The sequence below is a fragment of the Salicola sp. Rm-C-2C1-2 genome (genome assembly GCF_040196175.1).
In the GTDB taxonomy this organism is placed as follows: Bacteria; Pseudomonadota; Gammaproteobacteria; order Pseudomonadales; family Oleiphilaceae; genus Halospina.
In genome coordinates, this window is the sequence record NZ_JBEFNF010000001.1 from 425007 (window position 1) to 444843 (window position 19837).

At 59.7% G+C, this 19837-nt stretch carries 16 protein-coding genes; 10 read left to right on the forward strand and 6 right to left on the reverse strand.

All coding sequences use genetic code 11. From position 1 onward, the window contains the following. Nucleotides 1-16 precede the first annotated feature (16 nt). Both AAF659_RS01930 and AAF659_RS01935 read left to right on the forward strand, forming a co-directional pair. Entirely contained in the window at nt 17-814 is a 798-nt protein-coding gene (locus tag AAF659_RS01930) for a ParA family protein (RefSeq protein ID WP_349750013.1), read from the forward strand. A gap of 4 nt (nt 815-818) precedes the next feature. Continuing rightward, on the forward strand, nt 819-1160 hold the full coding sequence (locus AAF659_RS01935) for a YqcC family protein (protein ID WP_349750014.1): 342 nt from the start codon (nt 819-821) through the stop codon (nt 1158-1160). Here AAF659_RS01935 and thpR read toward each other — a convergent pair. Together thpR and nadC are read right to left on the reverse strand one after the other, a co-directional pair. Further along, entirely contained in the window at nt 1157-1738 is a 582-nt protein-coding gene (gene thpR / locus AAF659_RS01940) for an RNA 2',3'-cyclic phosphodiesterase (RefSeq protein WP_349750015.1), read from the reverse strand. The genes AAF659_RS01935 and thpR overlap by 4 nt on opposite strands. A 73-nt stretch (nt 1739-1811) precedes the next feature. Beyond that, complete coding sequence (gene nadC, locus AAF659_RS01945) at nt 1812-2669, reverse strand: carboxylating nicotinate-nucleotide diphosphorylase (protein WP_349750016.1); 858 nt, start codon at nt 2667-2669, stop codon at nt 1812-1814. Nucleotides 2670-2797: 128 nt separating this feature from the next. On the opposite strand from nadC, the gene AAF659_RS01950 reads away from it, so the two are divergent. The 4 genes from AAF659_RS01950 (at nt 2798) to AAF659_RS01965 (ending at nt 8805) form a co-directional block, all read left to right on the forward strand. Beyond that, a complete protein-coding gene (locus AAF659_RS01950; RefSeq protein ID WP_349750017.1) occupies nt 2798-4996 on the forward strand; it encodes a DUF1631 domain-containing protein in 2199 nt (732 codons plus the stop codon). Nucleotides 4997-5061: 65 nt separating this feature from the next. Beyond that, the gene (gene ampD / locus AAF659_RS01955; RefSeq protein ID WP_349750018.1) at nt 5062-5661 is read left to right on the forward strand and encodes a 1,6-anhydro-N-acetylmuramyl-L-alanine amidase AmpD; all 600 of its coding nucleotides are present in this window, start codon (nt 5062-5064) and stop codon (nt 5659-5661) included. Then, entirely contained in the window at nt 5661-6551 is an 891-nt protein-coding gene (locus AAF659_RS01960) for a hypothetical protein (protein ID WP_349750019.1), read from the forward strand. The genes ampD and AAF659_RS01960 overlap by 1 nt, the downstream gene beginning before the upstream one ends. Before the next feature lie 220 nt (nt 6552-6771). Next, nucleotides 6772-8805, forward strand: a complete 2034-nt coding sequence (locus tag AAF659_RS01965) for a methyl-accepting chemotaxis protein (RefSeq protein WP_349750020.1) — start codon at nt 6772-6774, stop codon at nt 8803-8805. Here the strand turns inward: AAF659_RS01965 and AAF659_RS01970 are convergent. From AAF659_RS01970 to AAF659_RS01980, 3 genes are all read right to left on the reverse strand, one after another. Beyond that, entirely contained in the window at nt 8795-9361 is a 567-nt protein-coding gene (locus AAF659_RS01970) for a cob(I)yrinic acid a,c-diamide adenosyltransferase (protein WP_349750021.1), read from the reverse strand. The genes AAF659_RS01965 and AAF659_RS01970 overlap by 11 nt on opposite strands. A gap of 46 nt (nt 9362-9407) precedes the next feature. Continuing rightward, nucleotides 9408-12257, reverse strand: coding sequence for a valine--tRNA ligase (locus tag AAF659_RS01975; protein WP_349750022.1), 2850 nt, complete (start codon nt 12255-12257; stop codon nt 9408-9410). Between the two features lie 89 nt (nt 12258-12346). Further along, entirely contained in the window at nt 12347-12784 is a 438-nt protein-coding gene (locus AAF659_RS01980) for a DNA polymerase III subunit chi (protein ID WP_349750023.1), read from the reverse strand. Between the two features lie 46 nt (nt 12785-12830). Between AAF659_RS01980 and lptF the strand changes: the two genes are divergently transcribed. Beyond that, nucleotides 12831-13970 (forward strand): LPS export ABC transporter permease LptF, encoded by a 1140-nt coding sequence (gene lptF / locus AAF659_RS01985; protein WP_349750024.1) that lies wholly within the window; start codon nt 12831-12833, stop codon nt 13968-13970. After that, on the forward strand, nt 13957-15015 hold the full coding sequence (gene lptG, locus AAF659_RS01990) for an LPS export ABC transporter permease LptG (protein ID WP_349750025.1): 1059 nt from the start codon (nt 13957-13959) through the stop codon (nt 15013-15015). The genes lptF and lptG overlap by 14 nt, the downstream gene beginning before the upstream one ends. A 6-nt stretch (nt 15016-15021) precedes the next feature. Here lptG and AAF659_RS01995 read toward each other — a convergent pair whose 3' ends face one another. Continuing rightward, a complete protein-coding gene (locus AAF659_RS01995) occupies nt 15022-15528 on the reverse strand; it encodes an RDD family protein (RefSeq protein ID WP_349750026.1) in 507 nt (168 codons plus the stop codon). A 189-nt stretch (nt 15529-15717) separates the two neighbouring features. Between AAF659_RS01995 and alaS the strand changes: the two genes are divergently transcribed. Together alaS and AAF659_RS02005 are read left to right on the forward strand one after the other, a co-directional pair. After that, nucleotides 15718-18348, forward strand: a complete 2631-nt coding sequence (gene alaS / locus AAF659_RS02000; protein ID WP_349750027.1) for an alanine--tRNA ligase — start codon at nt 15718-15720, stop codon at nt 18346-18348. Between the two features lie 113 nt (nt 18349-18461). Next, nucleotides 18462-19700 (forward strand): aspartate kinase, encoded by a 1239-nt coding sequence (locus tag AAF659_RS02005; RefSeq protein ID WP_349750028.1) that lies wholly within the window; start codon nt 18462-18464, stop codon nt 19698-19700. Nucleotides 19701-19837: the final 137 nt, after the last annotated feature.

Consider the following 19837-nt stretch of genomic DNA (forward strand, 5'->3'; position numbering starts at 1 on the left):
GACAGGGGGAACAGCCATGCGCCGGGTGGTTTTCAATCAGAAGGGCGGTGTGGGTAAATCCAGCATCGTGAGCAATCTGGCGGCCATCAGCGCGAGCCGGGGGGTGCGGACCCTGGTGGTCGATCTGGACCCGCAGGGGAATTCAACCCAGTATCTGCTCGGGCAGTCAGCAGAAGCGTTGAACGATACGGTGGGCGACCTGCTGGAACAGTCCATCGCCTTCCGGATCACTAACCGCCGCCCCCAGGAATTTGTGCATGCATCGGCGTTTTCCAATCTGCACGTGCTGCCCTCCAGTCCGGAGCTGGACTACCTGGAGCGTAAACTTGAGGCCAAGCATAAGATCTACAAGCTGAGGGATCATCTCAGCCGCCTGAGTGATCTCTACGATGCGATCTATATCGATACCGCTCCGGCGCTCAACTTCTATACCCGCTCGGCACTGATCGCGGCCCAGCGTTGCCTGATTCCTTTCGATTGCGACGATTTCTCCCGCAAGGCGCTGTACAGCCTCCTCGGCGAAATCCAGGAAATCCAGGAAGACCACAATCCGGATCTGATGGTTGAAGGCATCATTGCGAATCAGTTCCAGAGCCAGGCAAGCCTGCCGCGCCGGCTTGTCCAGGAACTGACGGACGAGGGGTTGCCCGTTCTGCCAGTGAGGCTGCCGTCCTCGGTCAAGATGAAAGAGTCCCATCAGGCGGGCCGCCCTCTGATTTATATGGCACCGAAGCACAATCTTACGGCCCGTTTCCAGGATCTCTACGGTTTGCTCAATGGTGAGACCGTGGAAGTGGAACCGCTGGGGGTTTGATTTGATGGCGATGGATCAGGAACAGGCGCGCAAAGCCCTGGTTGAGGCGATCAAGGCGGTCGGCCAGGCGCTGTCCGATTTGGCGCTGCGCAGCAGTGTATCTCCGTCCCCGGAGGCATTAGCCAGCGTCCAGCCCTTCTGTGTGGATACCATGACATTCCCGGAATGGATCCAGTTTGTTTTCCTGCCCAAGCTTGAGGGGATGCTGGAAGGAGGCGACCCCATGCCTACCTGGTGTGATGTTGCGCCTATGGCTGAAGAGTATTTCCGCCAGCACGAGCTGGACGGCATTACCCTGATCGAGGCACTTCGGCGTCTGGACGAGCTGGTAACCGCCGCGCGTTAGGTGTCCCCGTCAGTTTCAGCCGGCTCGTGGCTCAGTGACCAGCGTTCGCGCACCTCGTAAACCGGACCATGGAGCCCCTGCTGGCTGTCGTAGAGGCAGACCTCGGAGACCGGTAGCTCCGCCTGCCAGGGTGTTGGCCTGATGGCGGGCGGCCGTCGGTCGCGCAAATGCGCCACGGTGATGTGGGGGCGCCATTGGCGTTCCTGTTGGGATTGGCCGAGTGTTGCGGCCAATCCCTCTCTGAGGGTGCGCTGGAGTGTTTCGATGGTGGGGGAGGCATAGCCCTCAAGCACCAGATGGCGCGGTTTGCCTGGATCCGGGAAGCCGGCAACCTGGCGGCAATGGATGCGGCCCGGGCGGGCATCGGCCAGCAGCTCGCTCACCCGGGGAATCACCTGTTGGCTCAATGTTGATCGCGGGAGCGAGCCCAGAAATACCAGCGTAAGATGGAGGTTGGCCCGTGGCGTGGCTTTCAGTGGCGGCAAGCTGGGGGTTGAGGCATTGATTGTGGCCATGAGCGGCTCCGCCACGGTGTCGGCCACGGGAACGGCCAGGAAGCTGCGAATCGCGTCGGTCACCGGCGAATCCTCCTCTCTATCAGGTAGACACTTCAGTGTCTAAACATAGACGTTCACCAGCGGCTCTGCCGGCTCAGTCATCGTCTTTGATACGCAGTGACAGATCTGCTGCGGTGACGTCCTTGGTCAACACACCCAGGGAGATGAAATCGACGCCGGTTTCCGCGATGGTTGCCAGCTTCTGTTCAGTGATTCCCCCGGAAGCCTCGAAGCGGGCGATACCGCTGTAACGTTCTACCACTCGAGTCATGCTTTCCAGCGGGAACTCATCCAGCATGATGTGGTCGGCGCCGGCAGCAATGGCCTCGGCCACTTGCGCCTCGGTTTCCGTTTCCACCTCCAGAGGCACATCCGGGGAGGTCTCCCGGGCCCGTTCAACCGCGGCGGTTATCGAGCCACAGCTGGTGATGTGGTTCTCCTTGATGAGTATACCGTCATATAGCCCGATGCGGTGGTTGGCACAGCTGCCGCAGCGCACCGCGTACTTCTGCGCGATACGCATCCCGGGCAGGGTTTTGCGGGTGTCCAGCAGTTGGGTTTGGGTATGAGCGACACGGTCCGCATAGGAACGACAGCGCGTTGCCACCCCGGAAAGCGTCTGCAGCCAGTTGAGCGCAATGCGCTCGGCCGTGAGAAGAGAGCGGGCAGGACCGGTGATGGTCAGAAGGTTGGTGTCCGCGTCGACCTGCTGTCCTTCGTTGCAGTGCCAGGTCACGGCGAGTTGCGGATCCACCTGTCGGAAGCTCTCGTCCACCCAGGGTCTACCTGCAATCACACCCGCGTGGCGGATGATGACGCTGGCCTCAACCTTTCGCTCCGGGTCAATGAGCGCAGCCGTGCGGTCACCACTGCCTTCATCCTCGGCAATGCTGGCGGCGACATTCCGGGTCACGGCCTGACGCAGTGTGGCAGCAGGGATCTGGTTCATCATGGTGGAGCCCTTTCTGATGGTGGTCACAAAAGGTGACAAATTCTGACACAGATTGACGGATTCCGACTCTATAGTGGAAATGTTGAAAATTCCAATCGGCGTTTCGCTGAATCTCGGGAGTCAGACAGATGAGTCGTGGAGAGAACGTGGTCACCATTGGTCAGTCCAGTGAGCCTCGGCAGCTGCCGGCGCCGCTGATCAGTCTGCGTGACAGAGCGGCGGTTCGGTTCCGAACCCTTCTCGACGCATTCTTTGACAGCGCTGACGATGCCCTGTTCGATCTTTCGGAGCGCTCCCGTTCCAATGCGGAGCAGACGACTTACTTTGATGCCATGCGTGAACTGCGTATGCAGCGCCAATCCATGACCCTGGCCTTTCAGCAGTGGCTGAGCCGTGCTTTCAACGAAGGCGGTCATTTTGAGCCAGCCCCCGGGCGGCACAGTGAAGGGGAGTCCGATCTCGAGTCCCTATCACTGGTGGATGATGATGACCTGGAGGAACAGGTGGCGGTGGATAATATGATCCAGCGCATCCGTAATCGCTACAACGATCAGGTGGAGCTGCTGCGCCAGCGCATGGCGGAGCTTCTTGGCGATCTGGATCTGGCCTCATCGTGCAATCCACTGGGGCCGGAAGTGATCTGTCACGGTCTTGCGGACGCCTGTTCGTCGCTGTCCATCGACATTCGCTCGCGGCTGGTGATTTACAAGCTGTTCGATAAGCTTTTGATCAATCAGCTGGACAACCTCTATACCGAAGCGAACCAGCACCTCAGTGATGAAGGCGTTCTGCCCAATCTGAAGAACCCGGCTCCGAAGCGCCAGCATCGGAGCAGCAGCCAAGGGTCTTTTGGTGGTGAAGGGGGCACCGCTGGTGGTGATGTGACGGGCGGAGCTGCTGAAGCCTCAACACAGCAGCCGAGTGGCGGGACGGACATCCGTAGCTTGATTGAGATGATGCATGCCAGTGGCAGCCCGGGCGGTGCCGGGTCTGCGGGAAGCGTGGGTAATGGCTCCGGTTCTTCCGTGATTGGTGCCGGTCAAGGGGGGACACCAGTCCAAACGTCCGAGCTTGTGCAGATGCTCTCCGGCGTTCAATTTTCGGCCGAGGCCGCTCAGGCTGGCGGCGCGATCCCCGTCGTACAGAATATGGTCAGCGAGAATGACCGCAATGTGCGCCAGGCGGATTCGGACGTGATCAACCTGGTTTCGATGCTGTTTGATTTCATCCTGGAAGACCGTCGGCTGCCTGAAACGATGCAGGCCCTTATCGGTCGCCTGCAGATTCCCATGGTCAAGGTAGCGCTGGTGGATCCGGCTTTCTTCGAACGTGGCGGCCACCCTGCCCGCAAACTGCTCAACGAGCTCGCCGCGGCGGCTCTATTGTGGAATGGGAGCGGCGACAGCAGCCGCGATCCGCTCTACGAAAAGATAGAGGCGGCAGTCAGTCGGATCCTCAACGAGTACAGCGACGATGTCAGCGTTTTTGAATCCGTTCTGGAGGACTTTGCCGCCTTCATGGAAAAAGACCGTCGGCGGCGCGAGCTTGTGGAGCAGCGCCTGCGTGATGCTGAGGAAGGCCGAGCACGGGATGAACAGGCACAGGCAGAGGTGGAACGATTCCTGGGGCAGGCCAGGGCCGGGCGCACTGTGCCGGAGGCTCTGGTCGATTTTCTGGATAACGCCTGGTCCCGAGTGCTCAAGTGGCATTACCTGCGCGAAGGCGCCGAAGGAGAAGGCTGGCAGCAGCAGTGTGCCCTGACTCAAAGGCTGCTGTGGAGTCTGGATCCGGATCCTTTCCTGGCATCCACCCGGTCAGTGGTGCTGCGTGAGATTCCCGGCATTGTTCGCAGTGTAAAAGAGAGCCTGGAAGAGATTGGGTGGGATCCCTTTGATCTGGATCGCAACCTGCACCAGCTTGAGCTGGTGCATGTGGACGTGCTCCAGCGGCTGAAGACGGCGCCACGAGAGGCGCCTCCGGGGCTCGATGAAGGCAGCGATGCGGGGGAACAGCTTGTAGAACAGGAACCTGATGAGGCGGAGCCGGGACAGGAAGATGATACGCCGCCGGAGCTGAGTGTGGGCGCCTGGCTGACGTGGCAGCCACCTGAAGGCGACCCGGTGCGCTGCAAGCTGGCGGCGGTGATCCGGGCCACGGGAAAGTACATCTTTGTTAACCGCAATGGAGCCCGAGTCGTTGAGTACATGATGTCGGAGGTGAACCGGGCGCTCGCGGATGGCACTCTTGAAATGCTGGATGACGGGCTGATCTTTGACCGGGCACTGGAGTCGGTTATCGACAGTCTCCGCCAGGGACAGACGGCCTGAAACACCGCCTGACGTATTGCAAAATACGGCGACTATGCTTCACTGCAGCCTGAATCCGCTACCGAGTGAACTCATTGCCCAGAGAACCGTTTGACCATCTGACGCCGGGGCCCGATGGTTGGCTCCCAGAGGCCAGGCTCATGCCCTCGGAGAATTACGATGCTCGTCCTCCAGGTACCGCCGTCTCGCTGTTGGTGGTGCATGGTATCAGCCTACCGCCCGGCGAGTTCGGGGGGGATGCCATCGAGCGCCTGTTCTGCAATACCCTCGACTGTAATGAACATCCCTGGTTTGAGCGTCTGCATGATCTTCGTGTGTCGGCACACATGCTGATCCGTCGTGATGGTGAGCTGGTGCAGTTCGTTTCCCTGTTCGATCGCGCCTGGCATGCGGGGCGATCGTGTTTCGCCGGACGCGCGGAATGCAATGATTTTGGCATCGGTATTGAGCTTGAGGGTACTGATGAGACGCCGTACACGGACGCTCAGTACGGGCAGCTGATCCCGCTGGCAAGGGGGCTGATCCGGGCATTCCCTGGAATGACACAGGATCGTGTCGTCGGTCATTCGGATATTGCCCCCGAGCGCAAAACAGATCCCGGGGCTGGTTTTGACTGGCAGCGGCTGCGGCGGGGTATTGAATCTGGTGCAGAGGAGTCGGGCTGATGCGCCTTCTGGTGGTCATTGTGGCCTGGATGCTGCGCCGGCAGCTGGATGCACGTGGCTGGCTGACTCCCGCCGACTGGCAGCGCCGGATCCTTGAGCATGCGCCAGCGGAGAGGGGCGATGGCAGCGCGACGCTGCGCTGGATCGTGGCGCTCTATGGCGTGTTGGTGCTGCTGGTTGGTCTGCTGTCCTGGGGCGCCAGCGGTATCGCTGGCGGTCTTTGGGCCAGCGTTCTGGCACTGGTTCTGCTGGTCGCCGGTACGGGCATGCCTGGTTGGCGCAAGCCACTGACTGCCTACAGTGCAGCCTGGCGTTCCGGCGATATGCAAAGTGCCTGGCGTCACATCTCACCACTGTTGCCCGCGGAGCAGCGCGGTGCGGCGTTAGCGCCTGAGCAGCTTCACCTGAGTCTGTGCGGGGCGCTCATTCAGACCACTTTTGAACGCTATTTCCTGCCGCTGTTCTGGTACGCTTTGCTGGGGCCGGCAGGGGTGGTTCTGATTCTGGTGGCGCTGATGTTGCGGGATCACTACCCCTCCACAGGCGTGCGGACGTTTTTTGAGCGCTGGAGCCACTGGCTCACCGTACCGCCGCGCTGGTTGCTGTCATTCAGCTTTGCGCTGGCTGGGGACTTCTCTGGCTGGGCTGGTGAAGCGTGCAACCGTCGTCTCCGGATGAGAGCCGGCTGTAACGATGTGCTGCTGACCGCAGCCGGAAGTGCGCTTTCCAGCTATGCGTTGGACCCCGCTCGTTTCCAGGTTCATGACCCGGATGGCTGGCCGGATTACGGCCATCGGAGTCTGCTGGCCGTTCGCAATTTGCTCAATCGCAGCATGCTGGTCTGGCTGGCGGTGCTTGCGGTTCTTGCTTTGATGGGAATTCTACCCTGATAGCTCAAGATTCTCGGGAAAAAGTCGTTAAACGGCAGGGAAGTTGACGGATCTGGCTTGTCTCGACGCGCATGTCACCTAAACTTTCAGACACTGAGCGATTTCCTGAAGGAGCCGGGAAACGGTTAACGCCGCATTGGAGCGCGGCACACAGGCGATAGAGCCGGTAAGACCGGTCTGCCAGTACGACTGGTGTGTTTGAACGCTCGGAGGGCGTATCGTGAAGAAACTGCTAGCACCTGCCATTCTGCTGATGAACAGACTGAAGATCGTCTATAAGTTCAGTCTCATCAGCGTTTTGTTCCTGCTGCCCATCGTTGGTCTTGGCTACCTTTTGGTGAGTCAGCTGAACGCGTCCATCGATGATCTGGATCGGGCCATCGGCGGTACACAAGCCGTGGCTGAAGCCAATGATCTGGTGCGTAGCGCCCAACGATACCGTGATTACCAGACGGTGGTGCGGGTGCGCGAGCTGGAGGGTGAACTCCAGGAAAAGTCACAGCAGGCTCAGGCCTCCGTGACCGAGCAGCTGCAGGGACTGCGTGATTATGCCAGCAATCTTGAAAACGGCGATACGTTGAAGGCGCAGCTGGATGAGGTAACCGGATCCTGGGAGCGGATGCTGGAGGAAAATCAGTACCTTCAGACAGCGGACCGCCAATTCAATCTCTACGACCAGTTTTTCCAGAAGACTTTGGCGCTGCGCAACACAGTGGTTCAGGTAAGCGGACTGGGTCAGGATCCCTCCAATAGTGTTCAGATGCTTCTGGAACTGATCATCAACGGGATCACGCCCGTGGTCGACGAAATGGGGCAGGCCCGCTCTTTCGGAATCTATGGGCTTAACGAGGGCCGGCTTTCCGGCCAGCTCAGTAAGCGTATGAATGGTATCTACGACAACCTTACGAACGTGAGCAATCAGCTCCAGACAGCGTTTAATCTTGGGTTCGACGCGGCGCCGGTCATCGGTCAGCGCTTCACTCAGGATGCCGAGCAGCTCGGCAAGGCCCCTGTTGAAGTCCGCGATCTGATGGAAACGAAGGTCATCACTCCCTTCCGCCTTGAATACCCGGCTGGGGATTATGATGCGGAGGTCTCGAAGCCCATCGGTGAGCTGTATTCACTGAGTGATGAACTGCTAGGCGCCATCCGTGGCAAACTGAAGGAGCGCATGGCCAGTGAACGCCAACAACGAACCGTCATTTTCGCCTCGCTGGCGGTGGTGCTGATGATCATTGTCTGGCTGTACACCGGCTTCTACTACTCCGTACGCACGGCTGTCCAGAATTTCGCCGACGCCGCCCGCCGCGTTTCGGACGGCGATATGCGGGTCCAGCTGGAACTCAACAGTCATGACGAACTGGGCGAACTGAGCACCGAGTTCAACGGTATGACGGAGAGTATCCGAGAGCTGGTCGAATCGGTGCGCGCAACGGTGAATCAGGTGGATCAACAGGCCCGGCGCGTTAATGAGACGGCCACATCCAATTCAGATGCCGTATCACGTCAGATGCAGGAAACCGATCAGATCAATGATGCCATGAAGCAGATGGTGGAGACGGTTCAGGAAGTGGCGAAGAGTTCCCAGCAAGCGCTGGACAATGCCAATGAGGCGGACTCAGAGGCAGAGCAGGGCCAGGATGTGGTTGGCGACTCTGTCCAGACCATTAATCGGCTGGCCGAGGAGATCAAGGGGGCCGCGGACGTTATCAACCGAGTCAGCGAAGACAGCAGCAGCATCAGTCAGGTACTGAATGAGATCAAGGCGATTGCTGAACAGACCAACCTTCTTGCTCTCAATGCTGCGATCGAGGCGGCGCGGGCCGGCGAACAGGGGCGTGGCTTCGCCGTGGTCGCGGATGAGGTGCGTTCACTGTCGCAACGCACACACAAGTCCACGGAAGAGATTGAGGAGATGGTCAGTCGCCTGCAATCCGGCGTTAAGGATGCTGTGACCGCCATGAACAACAGTCACGAAGTCACCAATGAGACGGTGACCAAATCCGGCGAGGTTACCGAGGCACTGGAGAACATCGTTAACGCCATTCGCCGTATTGTGGATATGAGCCAGCAGATTGCGCAGGCGGCCGAGGAGCAGTCAGCAGTGGCTCACAACATCAACAGTAATGTTGAAACGATTTCCGGAGTGGGTCGTGAGACTGCGGGTAATGCTGAAGAAACCCTTGCGGCCAGTCGTGAGCTTGCTGACCTGACCGCATCGCTCCACGAGCAGGTGGAGCGGTTCAGGGTTTAGGCTTGCTCATCTGCTGATCCCAGAGGACCTCAGCTGCCCCTTCGCGGCGGGCCAGTACCCGGGCTGCGACAAAAAGGAAGTCTGAAAGCCGATTCAGGTACTGGCGGGCATCCGGGTTGATGGACTCCTCGTGCCCGAGCGCCACCGTGATGCGCTCCGCGCGGCGAGACACGGCTCTTGCCATGTGGCACTGCGCTGCGGGCATGGAGCCGCCTGGAAGCACGAAGTTCTTCAGCGGTGGCAGGTCCTGGTTCCAGTGATCCAGAGTGCCTTCCAGCCAGTCAATGTGGCTGTCAGCCACCACTCTGCTGCCTGGGATAGCGAATTCGCCACCGAGATCGAAAAGGTGGTGCTGTACCCGTTGCAGGACTTCTTTCAGCGCCTGTTCTTCTACACCGAGTGACTCGACCAGAATGCCCATCTGGGCGTTGAGCTCGTCCATGGTACCCATGGCTTCCACCCGCAGGCTGTTCTTGGCAATACGGTTGCCATCGGCAAGGCCGGTGGTGCCGTCATCCCCGGTGCGGGTGTAGATCTTGGAGAGGCGGTTACCCATGCGTCTATCCGTTTTTGGTTATGACTGACTTTGGAAATACGATGCTTTACAGCGCCCGGATCTGTTCCAGCTGCTCATTAAGGCGCTGGCGCTGACTGTTTGCGTCCGCCAGCTTGGCCTTTTCCTTCTCGACTACTTCGGCAGGGGCCTTTTCCACAAAGCCAGCGTTGCTGAGCTTGCCGTTGAGTCGCTGAATCTCCTTGTCGAGCTTTTCCAGTTCACGACTCAGGCGTGCGATCTCCTCATCTTTATCAATGAGGTTGGCCATGGGGACCAGGACTTCCAGTTCGCCCACCAGCTGCGTCGCGCACAGGGGAGAGTCCGCGGTTACCCAGTCGATGCTTTCAAGCTTGGCGAGAGATTTCAGGAAGGCGCGGTTGGCCTCCAGTCGCTCGCGGTCCTGCTCGTCGCCATAGCGCAGCAGAACCGGCAGGGCTCTGGCCGGGGAAATGTTCATCTCGCCGCGGATGTTGCGCACGGCCTCGATGACGCCCTTGAGCCATTCAATATCCGTTTCGGCTGACGCGTCCTCCAGAGCGGGGTTGGGTTCCGGATAGGGCTGCAGCATCACCGTTTCCCCGGCAATGCCGGCCAGAGGCGCGACGCGCTGCCAGATCTCTTCGGTGATGAAGGGCAGCAGCGGGTGGGCCAAACGGAGTACGGTCTCCAGAACCTGAATCAGTGTCCGGCGTGTACCGCGCTTGCGCTCGGTGGTCGCGCTCTCGTCATAGAGCACTGGTTTGGACAGTTCCAGATACCAGTCACAGTACTCATTCCAGAGAAAATCGTAGATGCTTTGAGCGATACGGTCGAAGCGGTACTGGTCGAAGAAGCCATTGGTCTCGTCAACGCAGGTCTGAAGCCGGCTCAGGATCCAGCGGTCAGCAAGTGACAGCTCGAGGGGGGCGTCCGACACGCCGCAGTCCTGTGCCTCGGTGTTCATGAGCACATAGCGGGCGGCGTTCCAGAGCTTGTTGCAGAAGTTACGGTAGCCCTCCAGGCGCTTCATATCCCAGTTGATGTCGCGCCCTGTTGTTGCCAGTGCCGCCAGAGTGAAACGCAGTGCATCTGTGCCGTGGGGCTGGATGCCATCCGGGAACTCTTTCCGAGTGTTTTGGGCGATCTTTTCGGCCAGCTGCGGCTGCATCATGTTGGCCGTGCGCTTGGCAACCAGATCCTCGCAGCTGATGCCGTCGATCATGTCCATAGGGTCGAGTACGTTGCCCTTGGACTTGGACATCTTGTTACCGTGCTCATCGCGGATCAGCCCGGTTACATACACCTGCTGGAATGGCACCTGGGGCGATCCATCATCGTGTTTCATGAACTGCATCGTCATCATGATCATCCGGGCGACCCAGAAGAAGATGATATCGAAACCGGTTACGAGCACACTGGTAGGGTGGAAAGTGCGCAGGTGTTCAGTGTCCTCGGGCCAGCCCAGGGTGCCGAAGGTCCAGAGAGCGGAGCTGAACCAGGTGTCGAGAACATCCTCGTCCTGCTCCAAAGAACACGTCTCTCCCAGTCCGTACTTGTGGCGCACTTCCTGTTCTGTCCGGCCAACGTAGACGTTGCCTTCGCTGTCGTACCACGCCGGAATGCGATGCCCCCACCACAGCTGCCGGGAGATGCACCAGTCCTGTATCTCGCGCATCCAGGCGTAGTACATGTTGGCGTACTGCTCCGGGACAAACTCGATGTCGCCGTTCTCTACGGCCTGGATAGCCGGCTCGGCGAGAGGTTTGGTGGCAACGAACCACTGGTCCGTAAGCAGCGGCTCGATGATGAGTCCGGAACGGTCGCCGCGTGGAACCTTGAGAGTATGGGCATCCACCGCATGCAGAAGCCCCTGCGTTTCCATCGCGTCAACAATGCGCTGCCGGGCATCGAAGCGGTTCAGTCCGGCGAATGCCGTGGGCATGGTTCCGTCGAGTTCATGGTCGGGCGTGCCGTCGGCATTGAAGACCTCAGCCTGCTCCCGGATGCTGGCATCCGGTGTGAGGATGTTCACCAGCGGCAGCTCACACCGCTGGCCTACGGCGTAGTCGTTGAAGTCGTGGGCGGGAGTGATCTTGACACAGCCACTGCCCATCTGCGGGTCCGCGTGCTCATCGCCCACAATCGGGATGTTGCGCCCGACCAGCGGCAGGCTCACAGTTGCGCCGATCAGGTGCTTATAGCGTTCGTCTTCGGGGTTAACCGCCACGGCCGTATCACCCAGCATGGTCTCAGGACGGGTGGTGCCGACCACCAGGTAATCCGTTCCTTCAGTGGTGGTTTGGCCGTCATTGAGCGGGTAGCGGAAGTGCCAGAAGTGCCCCTGTTCCTCAGCGTTTTCGACCTCCAGGTCGGAAATGGCTGTATGCAGCTGCGGGTCCCAGTTCACCAGGCGCTTGCCACGGTAGATCAGCTCGTCCTCGTAGAGGCGCACAAAGACTTCCTGCACAGCGCGGTAGAAGCCGTCATCCATGGTGAAACGTTCGTGGTCCCAGTCCACGGAGGTGCCCAACCGACGCATCTGGCTGGTGATGGTGCCACCGGACTGTTGCTTCCATTCCCAGACCTTGTCGATGAAGGCTTCACGACCCAGATCGTAGCGGGTCTGGCCTTCGTCACTGGCGAGGTTGCGTTCGACCACCATCTGGGTGGCGATGCCGGCGTGGTCGCTGCCCACCTGCCAGAGGGTGTTGTCGCCCTTCATACGGCGGTGGCGGATCAGGGCATCCATGAGTGTGTGCTGGAAGGCGTGGCCCATGTGCAGGCTGCCGGTCACGTTGGGCGGCGGAATCATGATGCAGAAGGGGTCACCCTCGCCGGAAGGCGCGAAATAGCCGCGCTCCTCCCAGGTCCGGTACCACTGGTGCTCGATCTTTTCCGGCTGGTAGGTCTTATCCATGCTTGTTCGGCCCGGCTCTGCTGATGTGGGTTAAGACATAAAGGCTAACAGATCGCAATTATACATGGTGGTCGGTCACCGGCGAACCATCAGGTGGAACTGCGGAAGTCGTGGACCTGTGGCTTGATACCCAGTTCCCTCAGTTGTCGGTACTGGTTACGGGCGCGCTCCAGACTATCGTCATCATTGCTGGCGATCAGGGCCAGGCGGGTGAAGCCGTCAGCCGTGGCAGGCAGACCAGAGGCGACCACAATCAGTGTGCCCCATTCCGCAGGTGTGGGTTCGCATTCGAGAACCGTCACCCGGGTTTCAGGTTGCTGATCACTGGTGCGGATGTGGTCATGGGGCAGGAATGCGTCCGGGCGGAAGGACCACAGTGTGTCATCCAGTGCCTGGGCGGTGTCGGCATCGTCACAGTACAGGGCGACCCGGTCGTCATCCAGCCAGGCCTTTTCAGCCAGCCTGGCCGCATGAAGGAGGCGGGCGTCGAGGCCGGAGCCGGCCAGGATGTGGAACCAGTGACTCATGGCGTGTCCCGCGGTTGGCTGTCATTGAGGGCACAGGTTATCTAGAATGACTTTTCCTGTCAGGCGATGCGAGACGCTGGGAACCGCCGTGTTCATTATTTTCCGTTATCTGGGCCGCCAGGTTCTGACCACCATGGCCGCTGTTGCGCTGGTGCTTTTGCTGATCTTCATGAGCGGCCGTTTTCTGCAGTACCTGGCGGCGGCCGCGGAAGGCGAGTATGCGGCCAATGTTATCTTTCTGGTCATGGGGTACCGGCTACCGGAGTTTCTGGAGCTGATCCTGCCCTTGAGCTTTTTCCTCGCGATTCTTCTGACCTACGGGCGCATGCATCAGGACAGTGAGATGACGGTGCTGACCGCCTGCGGGGTGAGTGAGCGCCAGGTTCTGCTGCTGACCCTGGGGCCAGGGGTGCTGGTGGCCTTTATGGTCGGCGCCATGAGTCTGTGGTTGACACCGGCGGGCATCCAGCAGGTGGATCGTCTGTTCGCGCAGCAGGCCCAGCGCACCGGGTTTGAAATGCTGGCACCAGGCCGTTTTCAGGCCATGGGGTCGAATGAACGCGTAACCTACACGCGAGCCATGAGTGACGATAAACAGACCCTGGAAGGCGTTTTTATGGCGCAAGGCCGGGATAACGGGCGCTTCACGCTTATGAAGGCGGACAAAGGAACCCAGATTGTTGAGGGCGAGCGAGAGCGTTTCCTGGTGCTGCATGAGGGCGTGCGGTTTGAGGGGCGGCCGGGCGGCGCTGAATTCGATGCCATGACCTTTGACAATTACGGTCTGCGGATTGAATCGCCTACTGGGGTGAGCTCGGGGGCTTCCCGTGAGGGCAAACCAACCCTGGAGCTCATGGCTTCCGGAGCGCTGGCGGACCAGGCGATGGTGCACTGGCGTCTGTCACTGCCTGTGTTGGTGCTGGTGATCACAGTTCTGGGAATTCCGTTGAGCCGCGTGAACCCGCGTCAGGGGCGCTTTTTCCATCTGCTACCGGGGATTGTGGTGTTTATCAGCTATCTGGGAGGGCTGATTCTGGGGCGTGATGCCATTGCCTCAGGCCAAGTACCCACCGGGGTCGGCCTCTGGGGCGTTCATGGCGCTTTTATAGCGCTTGGTGTCGGCATGCTGGCATGGCCGTCACTGCGACTGCGGCGGACAGCGAAGGTGGCTCATGCGGCTGATTGATGGCTACATCATGCGGGTGGTGGCCGCTGCCATTCTGCTGGTGCTGTTGGTGGTTCAGGCACTGGATTTCGTGTTTGCCTACATTGCTGAGTTGGAGGACACGACCAACAACTATCAGGCATGGGAAGCTTTTCTTTTCATGCTCTATACGCTGCCGCGGCGGATCTATGAGTTCCTGCCGCTGGCCGCCTTCATGGGAGCGCTGGTTGGGCTGGGTCAGCTGGCCAATAACTCCGAGCTGGTGGTGATCCGGGCTGCCGGGGTGTCACTGGGGCGGATTACCTGGTCTGCCATGAAGCCGGCTCTTGTTGTCGTAGTCATCAGCCTTGTGATTGGGGACTTCGTTGCGCCACCCGCCGAGCAGGTAGCTCAGAGCAACAAGGCGGTTGCCCGTTACGGCGGGCAGGCAGCGGCAACCCACGGGTTCTGGCACCGCGAGGGCGATGTTTTCATGCACTTCAATACGGTGTTGCCCAACGGAGAACTTCACGGGGTCTCCTTGTTCCGTTTTGGCGATGACCAGTGGCTCGAGGAGGCGCTCCATGCTGAGCGGGGCGAGTACCAGGGTGATTATTGGCTTCTGCATGATGTGAGCCGCTCCCGGATCAAGACGCAGTCCGTCAGCACAAGCGAGCAGAAAATATTTCGGTGGGAGAACGGCCTGTCGCCGGATGTGCTCAGTGTGCTCACGGTCAAGCCGGACCGTCTTGCCATCCACGGGCTGTACACCTATGCCACCTATATGGAAGGGCAGGGGTTGAATGCCAGTGACTACTGGCTGGCGTTCTGGAAAAAGAGCCTGCAGCCGCTGGGAACCGCCGCCATGGTTCTTCTGGCCATTTCCTTCGTGTTCGGCCCGCTGCGGTCCGTGACCATGGGGTTCCGGATATTCTGCGGACTACTGGCCGGGCTTGGCTTCAAGTACACTCAGGATCTGCTCGGGCCCATGAGCCTTGTCTACGGTTTCAGCCCGATGCTGGCCACTCTCGTACCAATCGCCATTGCCGGAGGCGCGGGCGCTGTGCTTCTGCGGCGGGCTGGATGATACCCATTAGTCGTGCTTTTTCCGTTTCGCCAGCTGCATCGTGCGGCTCCGTGACAGCCGGTCCGTCCAGCTCCGGTCTTGCGGGTCCCACCACTGCCACAGCCATCCCAGCCCGAAGGTGGCCCAGCTCAATAACCCTGCAATCACCCTCAGCAGCGCCTGCGTCCAGCTAATCACCGAGCCATCCGGGTTCTCGATGCGGATCCGCCAGGTCTGCATGCCCAGGGTCTGACCGGCACGCCGCCAGAAAAAGCCGAAAAAAAGCCACAGACTGACAACCAGTACCAGAGCCAGAACCGGGTCATGTCCGACGTTCCCTTCGGCCTCGAGCATGGCACCGTAACGGTCACTGAAAAGACCGGCGCTGATCAGCAGTTTGTGAAGAGCGGTGTAGATCGCGGTAACCACAAAGGCCAGTGCGATGCACAGCAGGCTGTCGTAAAGCATGGCTGCGAGCCGGCGCCAGAGTGGGGCCGGGGTGTACAGCTCGCAAGTTGCGGGGTGATCTGTCATGGGGCACGGATGCTGTCTGGAAGTAGCCGTTATTGTAGCGGCTCGGGGCCGGCTCGGCGAGGTTGCGGATTGTGCGGGGCGTGAAACGGTCCCCGTCGGGCGCGTTCCCCGGCTTTTTGCGCCTATGTTAGAGTGTTTGCCTCAGAATCAATGTAATTGTCACCATCAAAGAACGGGTCCGAGTCCGCTATGAAAACAGCCGAGCTGCGCAGTGCGTTTCTGGAGTATTTCCGTCAGAACGGGCACACCATCGTTCCCAGCAGTTCGCTGGTGCCGGCGGACGATCCAACCCTGCTGTTCACAAATGCGGGAATGAACCAGTTCAAGGACGCGTTCCTGGGCCGGGAGGATCGCGGCTACACCCGAGCTGTGTCTTCCCAGCGCTGCGTTCGCGCCGGCGGCAAGCATAATGATCTTGAGAATGTGGGCTACACCGCACGCCACCACACCTTCTTCGAGATGCTGGGTAATTTCAGCTTCGGCGATTACTTCAAACGCGAAGCGATCAATTTTGCCTGGACGTTTCTGACCGATTCCCAGTGGCTGGGCCTTACCGCGGAAAAGCTTTGGGTCACCGTGTACCACACGGATGACGATGCCTACCGGATCTGGAATGAGGAGATCGGGGTGCCGGCCGAGCGGATCGTGCGTATTGGCGATGAGGACGGTGTGCCCTATAAATCCGACAATTTCTGGTCCATGGGTGACACAGGCCCTTGCGGCCCCTGCTCTGAGGTGTTCTATGACCATGGTCCGCATGTAGCGGGCGGCCCGCCCGGGAGCGAGGATGAAGACGGTGACCGCTACATCGAGATCTGGAACATCGTGTTCATGCAGTTCAACCGCACGGCGGATGGTGTTATGCATGATCTTCCCAGTCCGTCCGTGGATACCGGCATGGGGCTCGAGCGTATAGCGGCGGTGCTGCAGGGCGTACACAGCAACTATGAAATTGATCTGTTCCAGTCGCTTCTGGAATCCGTCTCGCAGGTGCTGGGAGGAGTGGATCCGGATCAGGCCTCCGCCTGCGTGGTCGCCGATCACATCCGCTCCTGTTCCTTCCTCATCGCAGACGGTGTTATGCCCTCCAATGAGGGGCGTGGTTTTGTGCTGCGCCGGATCATCCGACGCGCAGCGCGCCACGGCAACAAGCTGGGCGCGACCGGAACCTTCTTCCATCAGCTGGTGGCGCCACTTCAAGCGCTGATGGGCGATGCCTTCCCCGAGCTGACAAAAGCCCGCCCGCAGATCGAAAAGATCCTGAAACAGGAAGAAGAGCAGTTCGCCCGTACTCTGGAAAAAGGGCTGCGCCTGCTCGAGGATGACATCGCTCAGCTCAACGGTACGGAGATTCCTGGCGAGACTGTCTTCACCCTGTATGACACCTATGGCTTCCCGGTGGATCTGACCAACGACATTGCCCGGGAGCGTGGCCTGACCCTGGATATGGAAGGCTATGAAAAGGCCATGGAAGCGCAGCGTGAACGGGCGCGGGCGGCGAGCAAGTTTGGTATTGATTACAACGCCGGACTCAGTCTTGAAGGGGAGACCGAGTTCACCGGCTATGGCCACTTCGAGGATAACGGCGAGGTCCGCGCTGTGCTCGTTGAGGGTGAACGCCGCCCTGCTGGTGTTGGCGAACGGGGCGTCGTAGTGCTCGATCGCACGCCTTTCTACGGGGAGGCTGGTGGCCAGGTGGGCGACACCGGCGTGCTGAGCTGGTCCGGTGGCCGCTTTGAAGTGGAAGATACCCAGAAAGAAGACGGCCATCATCTGCACATTGGCCGGGTTGTGGCTGGCACCGTAGAGCCCGGCATGAGCCTGCATGCCGAGGTGAACGGCGAGCGTCGCGCGAACACCGCACTCAATCACTCCGCTACCCACCTGCTTCACGCCGCGCTGCGGACTGTGCTCGGAGACCATGTAGCCCAGAAAGGGTCGCTGGTGAACGCGGAACGGTTGCGGTTCGACTTCTCTCACTTTGAGGCCGTTACTGGCGATGAAGTGGAACGGATCGAGCGCATGGTTAACGAGCAGATCCGCGCCAATACGCCGGTGGAGACCCGGGTGACGGACATGGAAACGGCCAAAACCATGGGCGCCATGGCCCTGTTCGGAGAGAAATACGGTGATACCGTCAGGGTCCTGTCCATGGGTACGGGAGGCTTCTCTGTCGAGCTTTGTGGGGGCACTCATGTGGAGCGCACCGGTGATGTCGGCCTGTTCCGCATTGTAACCGAGACGGGCATTTCCTCGGGCGTTCGTCGCCTCGAGGCGCTCACCGGCGAAGCTGCCCTGGCCCACGACCGGGGTCAGGAGGAGCGCTTGGGGCGGATTGCAGCACTGGTCAAAGGTGCCCCTGAATCCGCCGTCGAGCGTGTCGAATCTCTGGTGGAGCACAACCGTCAGCTTGAAAAGGAAGTGGAGCAGCTCAAGGGCAAGCTGGCCAGTGCCGCCGGCAATGATCTGGCTGACAGTGCTGTGGACGTCAACGGCGTTAAGGTGGTTGCTGCGGATATGCAGGGTGCGGACCGTAAAGCACTGATGGAAACCGCCGACCAGCTCAAGAACAAGCTTGGCAGTGCGGTGGTGTTCCTGGGCGCTGCGGAGGACGGCAAGGTCACGCTTGTGGCTGGTGTTACCAAGGATCTCACCGCACAACTCAAGGCGGGTGATCTGATGAAAGCCCTGGCTCCCAAGGTCGGAGGTAAAGGCGGTGGTCGGCCGGATATGGCGCAGGGCGGTGGCAGCGACCCGGACGGTCTGCCTGATGCGATAGACGCTGTGGAAGGCTGGGTGCGGGAGAATTCGGGGAACTGAGAGGCTAAGGGCTATCCCTACCTGTACAGCTAGCTCAAGAGGACTATAATTCGTCCGGCGCTAGTAGTGAACCGGGATTCATTTAATCCGTTCGGACCAAGGAATACGCACGCATGGCGTTGTACGTGAAAAAATTTGGCGGTACCTCTGTTGGTGCCGTTGACCGGATTGAGGCGGTGGCGGATCAGCTCCAGGCCGCACGCAATGCCGGTGATGATGCGGTGGTTGTGGTTTCGGCCATGAGTGGCGAGACCAATCGGCTGATTGAGCTTGCCCATGAGGTGACGGAGGAGCCGGATCCGCGTGAGATGGACGTTCTGGTTTCTACCGGTGAGCAAGTGACCATTGCCCTTTTGAGTATGGCTCTTCTCAAGCGGGGTGTGGACGCCCGCTCCTATACCGGGGGCCAGGTTCGCATCACAACGGACAGTTCCCACACTAGGGCTCGGATCCAGGACATTGACGAACACAATATGCGTCAGGATCTGGACGCCGGGCGAGTTGTGGTTGTGGCCGGCTTTCAGGGCATGAATGAGGAGGGTCACATCACCACTTTGGGGCGTGGTGGTTCGGATACCACGGCCGTTGCCCTGGCCGCTGCACTCAAGGCGGATGAGTGCCACATCTACACCGATGTGGATGGCGTCTACACCACGGATCCGCGGATCGTGGACAGCGCTCGCCGGCTCGAGACCATCACCTTCGAGGAGATGCTCGAGATGGCCAGCCTAGGCTCCAAGGTGCTGCAGATCCGCTCGGTGGAATTCGCCGGCAAGTACAATGTACCGGTGAGGGTGCTTTCCAGCTTCAAAGAGGGCCCTGGAACCCTGATCACCTTTGACGACGAGGACGATATGGAAAAGCCAGTGGTCTCGGGCATCGCTTTCAACCGCGATGAAGCCAAGCTGACGGCAGTGGGCGTAGCGGACGTCCCCGGCTGTGCCTCGCGGATGCTCAAGCCGATCAGTGACGCGGGTATTGAAGTGGACATGATCCTCCAGAATGTCGGCTCTGATAACCGTACTGACTTCACGTTCACCGTGCACCGCAATGATTATCGCCAGTCATTGGAACTGTTGGAAAACCTGGGGCGTGACCTGGATGTGCAGGCAGTTCAGGGCGATGAGCATATCGCCAAAGTCTCCATTGTGGGCGTTGGTATGCGCTCCCATGCGGGCGTAGCCTCGTGTATGTTCGATGCGCTTTCGGCGGAGGGCATCAACATCCAGATGATCTCCACTTCGGAAATCAAGATTTCGGTGGTGATCAATGAGAAATACCTGGAGCTGGCAGTGCGTACGCTGCACAGTGCATTCGGACTTGAGCAGGCCGAAGTCCGGGAAGAAGACTGAATAACCATAATAATACAGCTGGCGAAAACGCGTGCAGGCTTCAATAATTAGGAAGCCGAAACGAAAACGACACAGGTAGCGTCTCGCGACTGAGCCAAAAGAGCCAGTGAGGCGTACAACCGGAAAGCGGTTAATTA

Excerpts from the sequence above, each read along its gene's own strand:
- AAF659_RS01930 (WP_349750013.1), top strand. The coding sequence starts at position 17 with ATGCGCCGGGTGGTTTTCAATCAGAAGGGCGGTGTGGGTAAATCCAGC.
- AAF659_RS01935 (WP_349750014.1), top strand. The coding sequence starts at position 819 with ATGGCGATGGATCAGGAACAGGCGCGCAAAGCCCTGGTTGAGGCGATC.
- nadC (WP_349750016.1), bottom strand. The coding sequence starts at position 2,669 with ATGATGAACCAGATCCCTGCTGCCACACTGCGTCAGGCCGTGACCCGG.
- AAF659_RS01950 (WP_349750017.1), top strand. The coding sequence starts at position 2,798 with ATGAGTCGTGGAGAGAACGTGGTCACCATTGGTCAGTCCAGTGAGCCT.
- AAF659_RS01960 (WP_349750019.1), top strand. The coding sequence starts at position 5,661 with ATGCGCCTTCTGGTGGTCATTGTGGCCTGGATGCTGCGCCGGCAGCTG.
- AAF659_RS01970 (WP_349750021.1), bottom strand. The coding sequence starts at position 9,361 with ATGGGTAACCGCCTCTCCAAGATCTACACCCGCACCGGGGATGACGGC.
- AAF659_RS01975 (WP_349750022.1), bottom strand. The coding sequence starts at position 12,257 with ATGGATAAGACCTACCAGCCGGAAAAGATCGAGCACCAGTGGTACCGG.
- AAF659_RS01980 (WP_349750023.1), bottom strand. The coding sequence starts at position 12,784 with ATGAGTCACTGGTTCCACATCCTGGCCGGCTCCGGCCTCGACGCCCGC.
- lptF (WP_349750024.1), top strand. The coding sequence starts at position 12,831 with ATGACTTTTCCTGTCAGGCGATGCGAGACGCTGGGAACCGCCGTGTTC.
- lptG (WP_349750025.1), top strand. The coding sequence starts at position 13,957 with ATGCGGCTGATTGATGGCTACATCATGCGGGTGGTGGCCGCTGCCATT.
- AAF659_RS01995 (WP_349750026.1), bottom strand. The coding sequence starts at position 15,528 with ATGACAGATCACCCCGCAACTTGCGAGCTGTACACCCCGGCCCCACTC.
- alaS (WP_349750027.1), top strand. The coding sequence starts at position 15,718 with ATGAAAACAGCCGAGCTGCGCAGTGCGTTTCTGGAGTATTTCCGTCAG.
- AAF659_RS02005 (WP_349750028.1), top strand. The coding sequence starts at position 18,462 with ATGGCGTTGTACGTGAAAAAATTTGGCGGTACCTCTGTTGGTGCCGTT.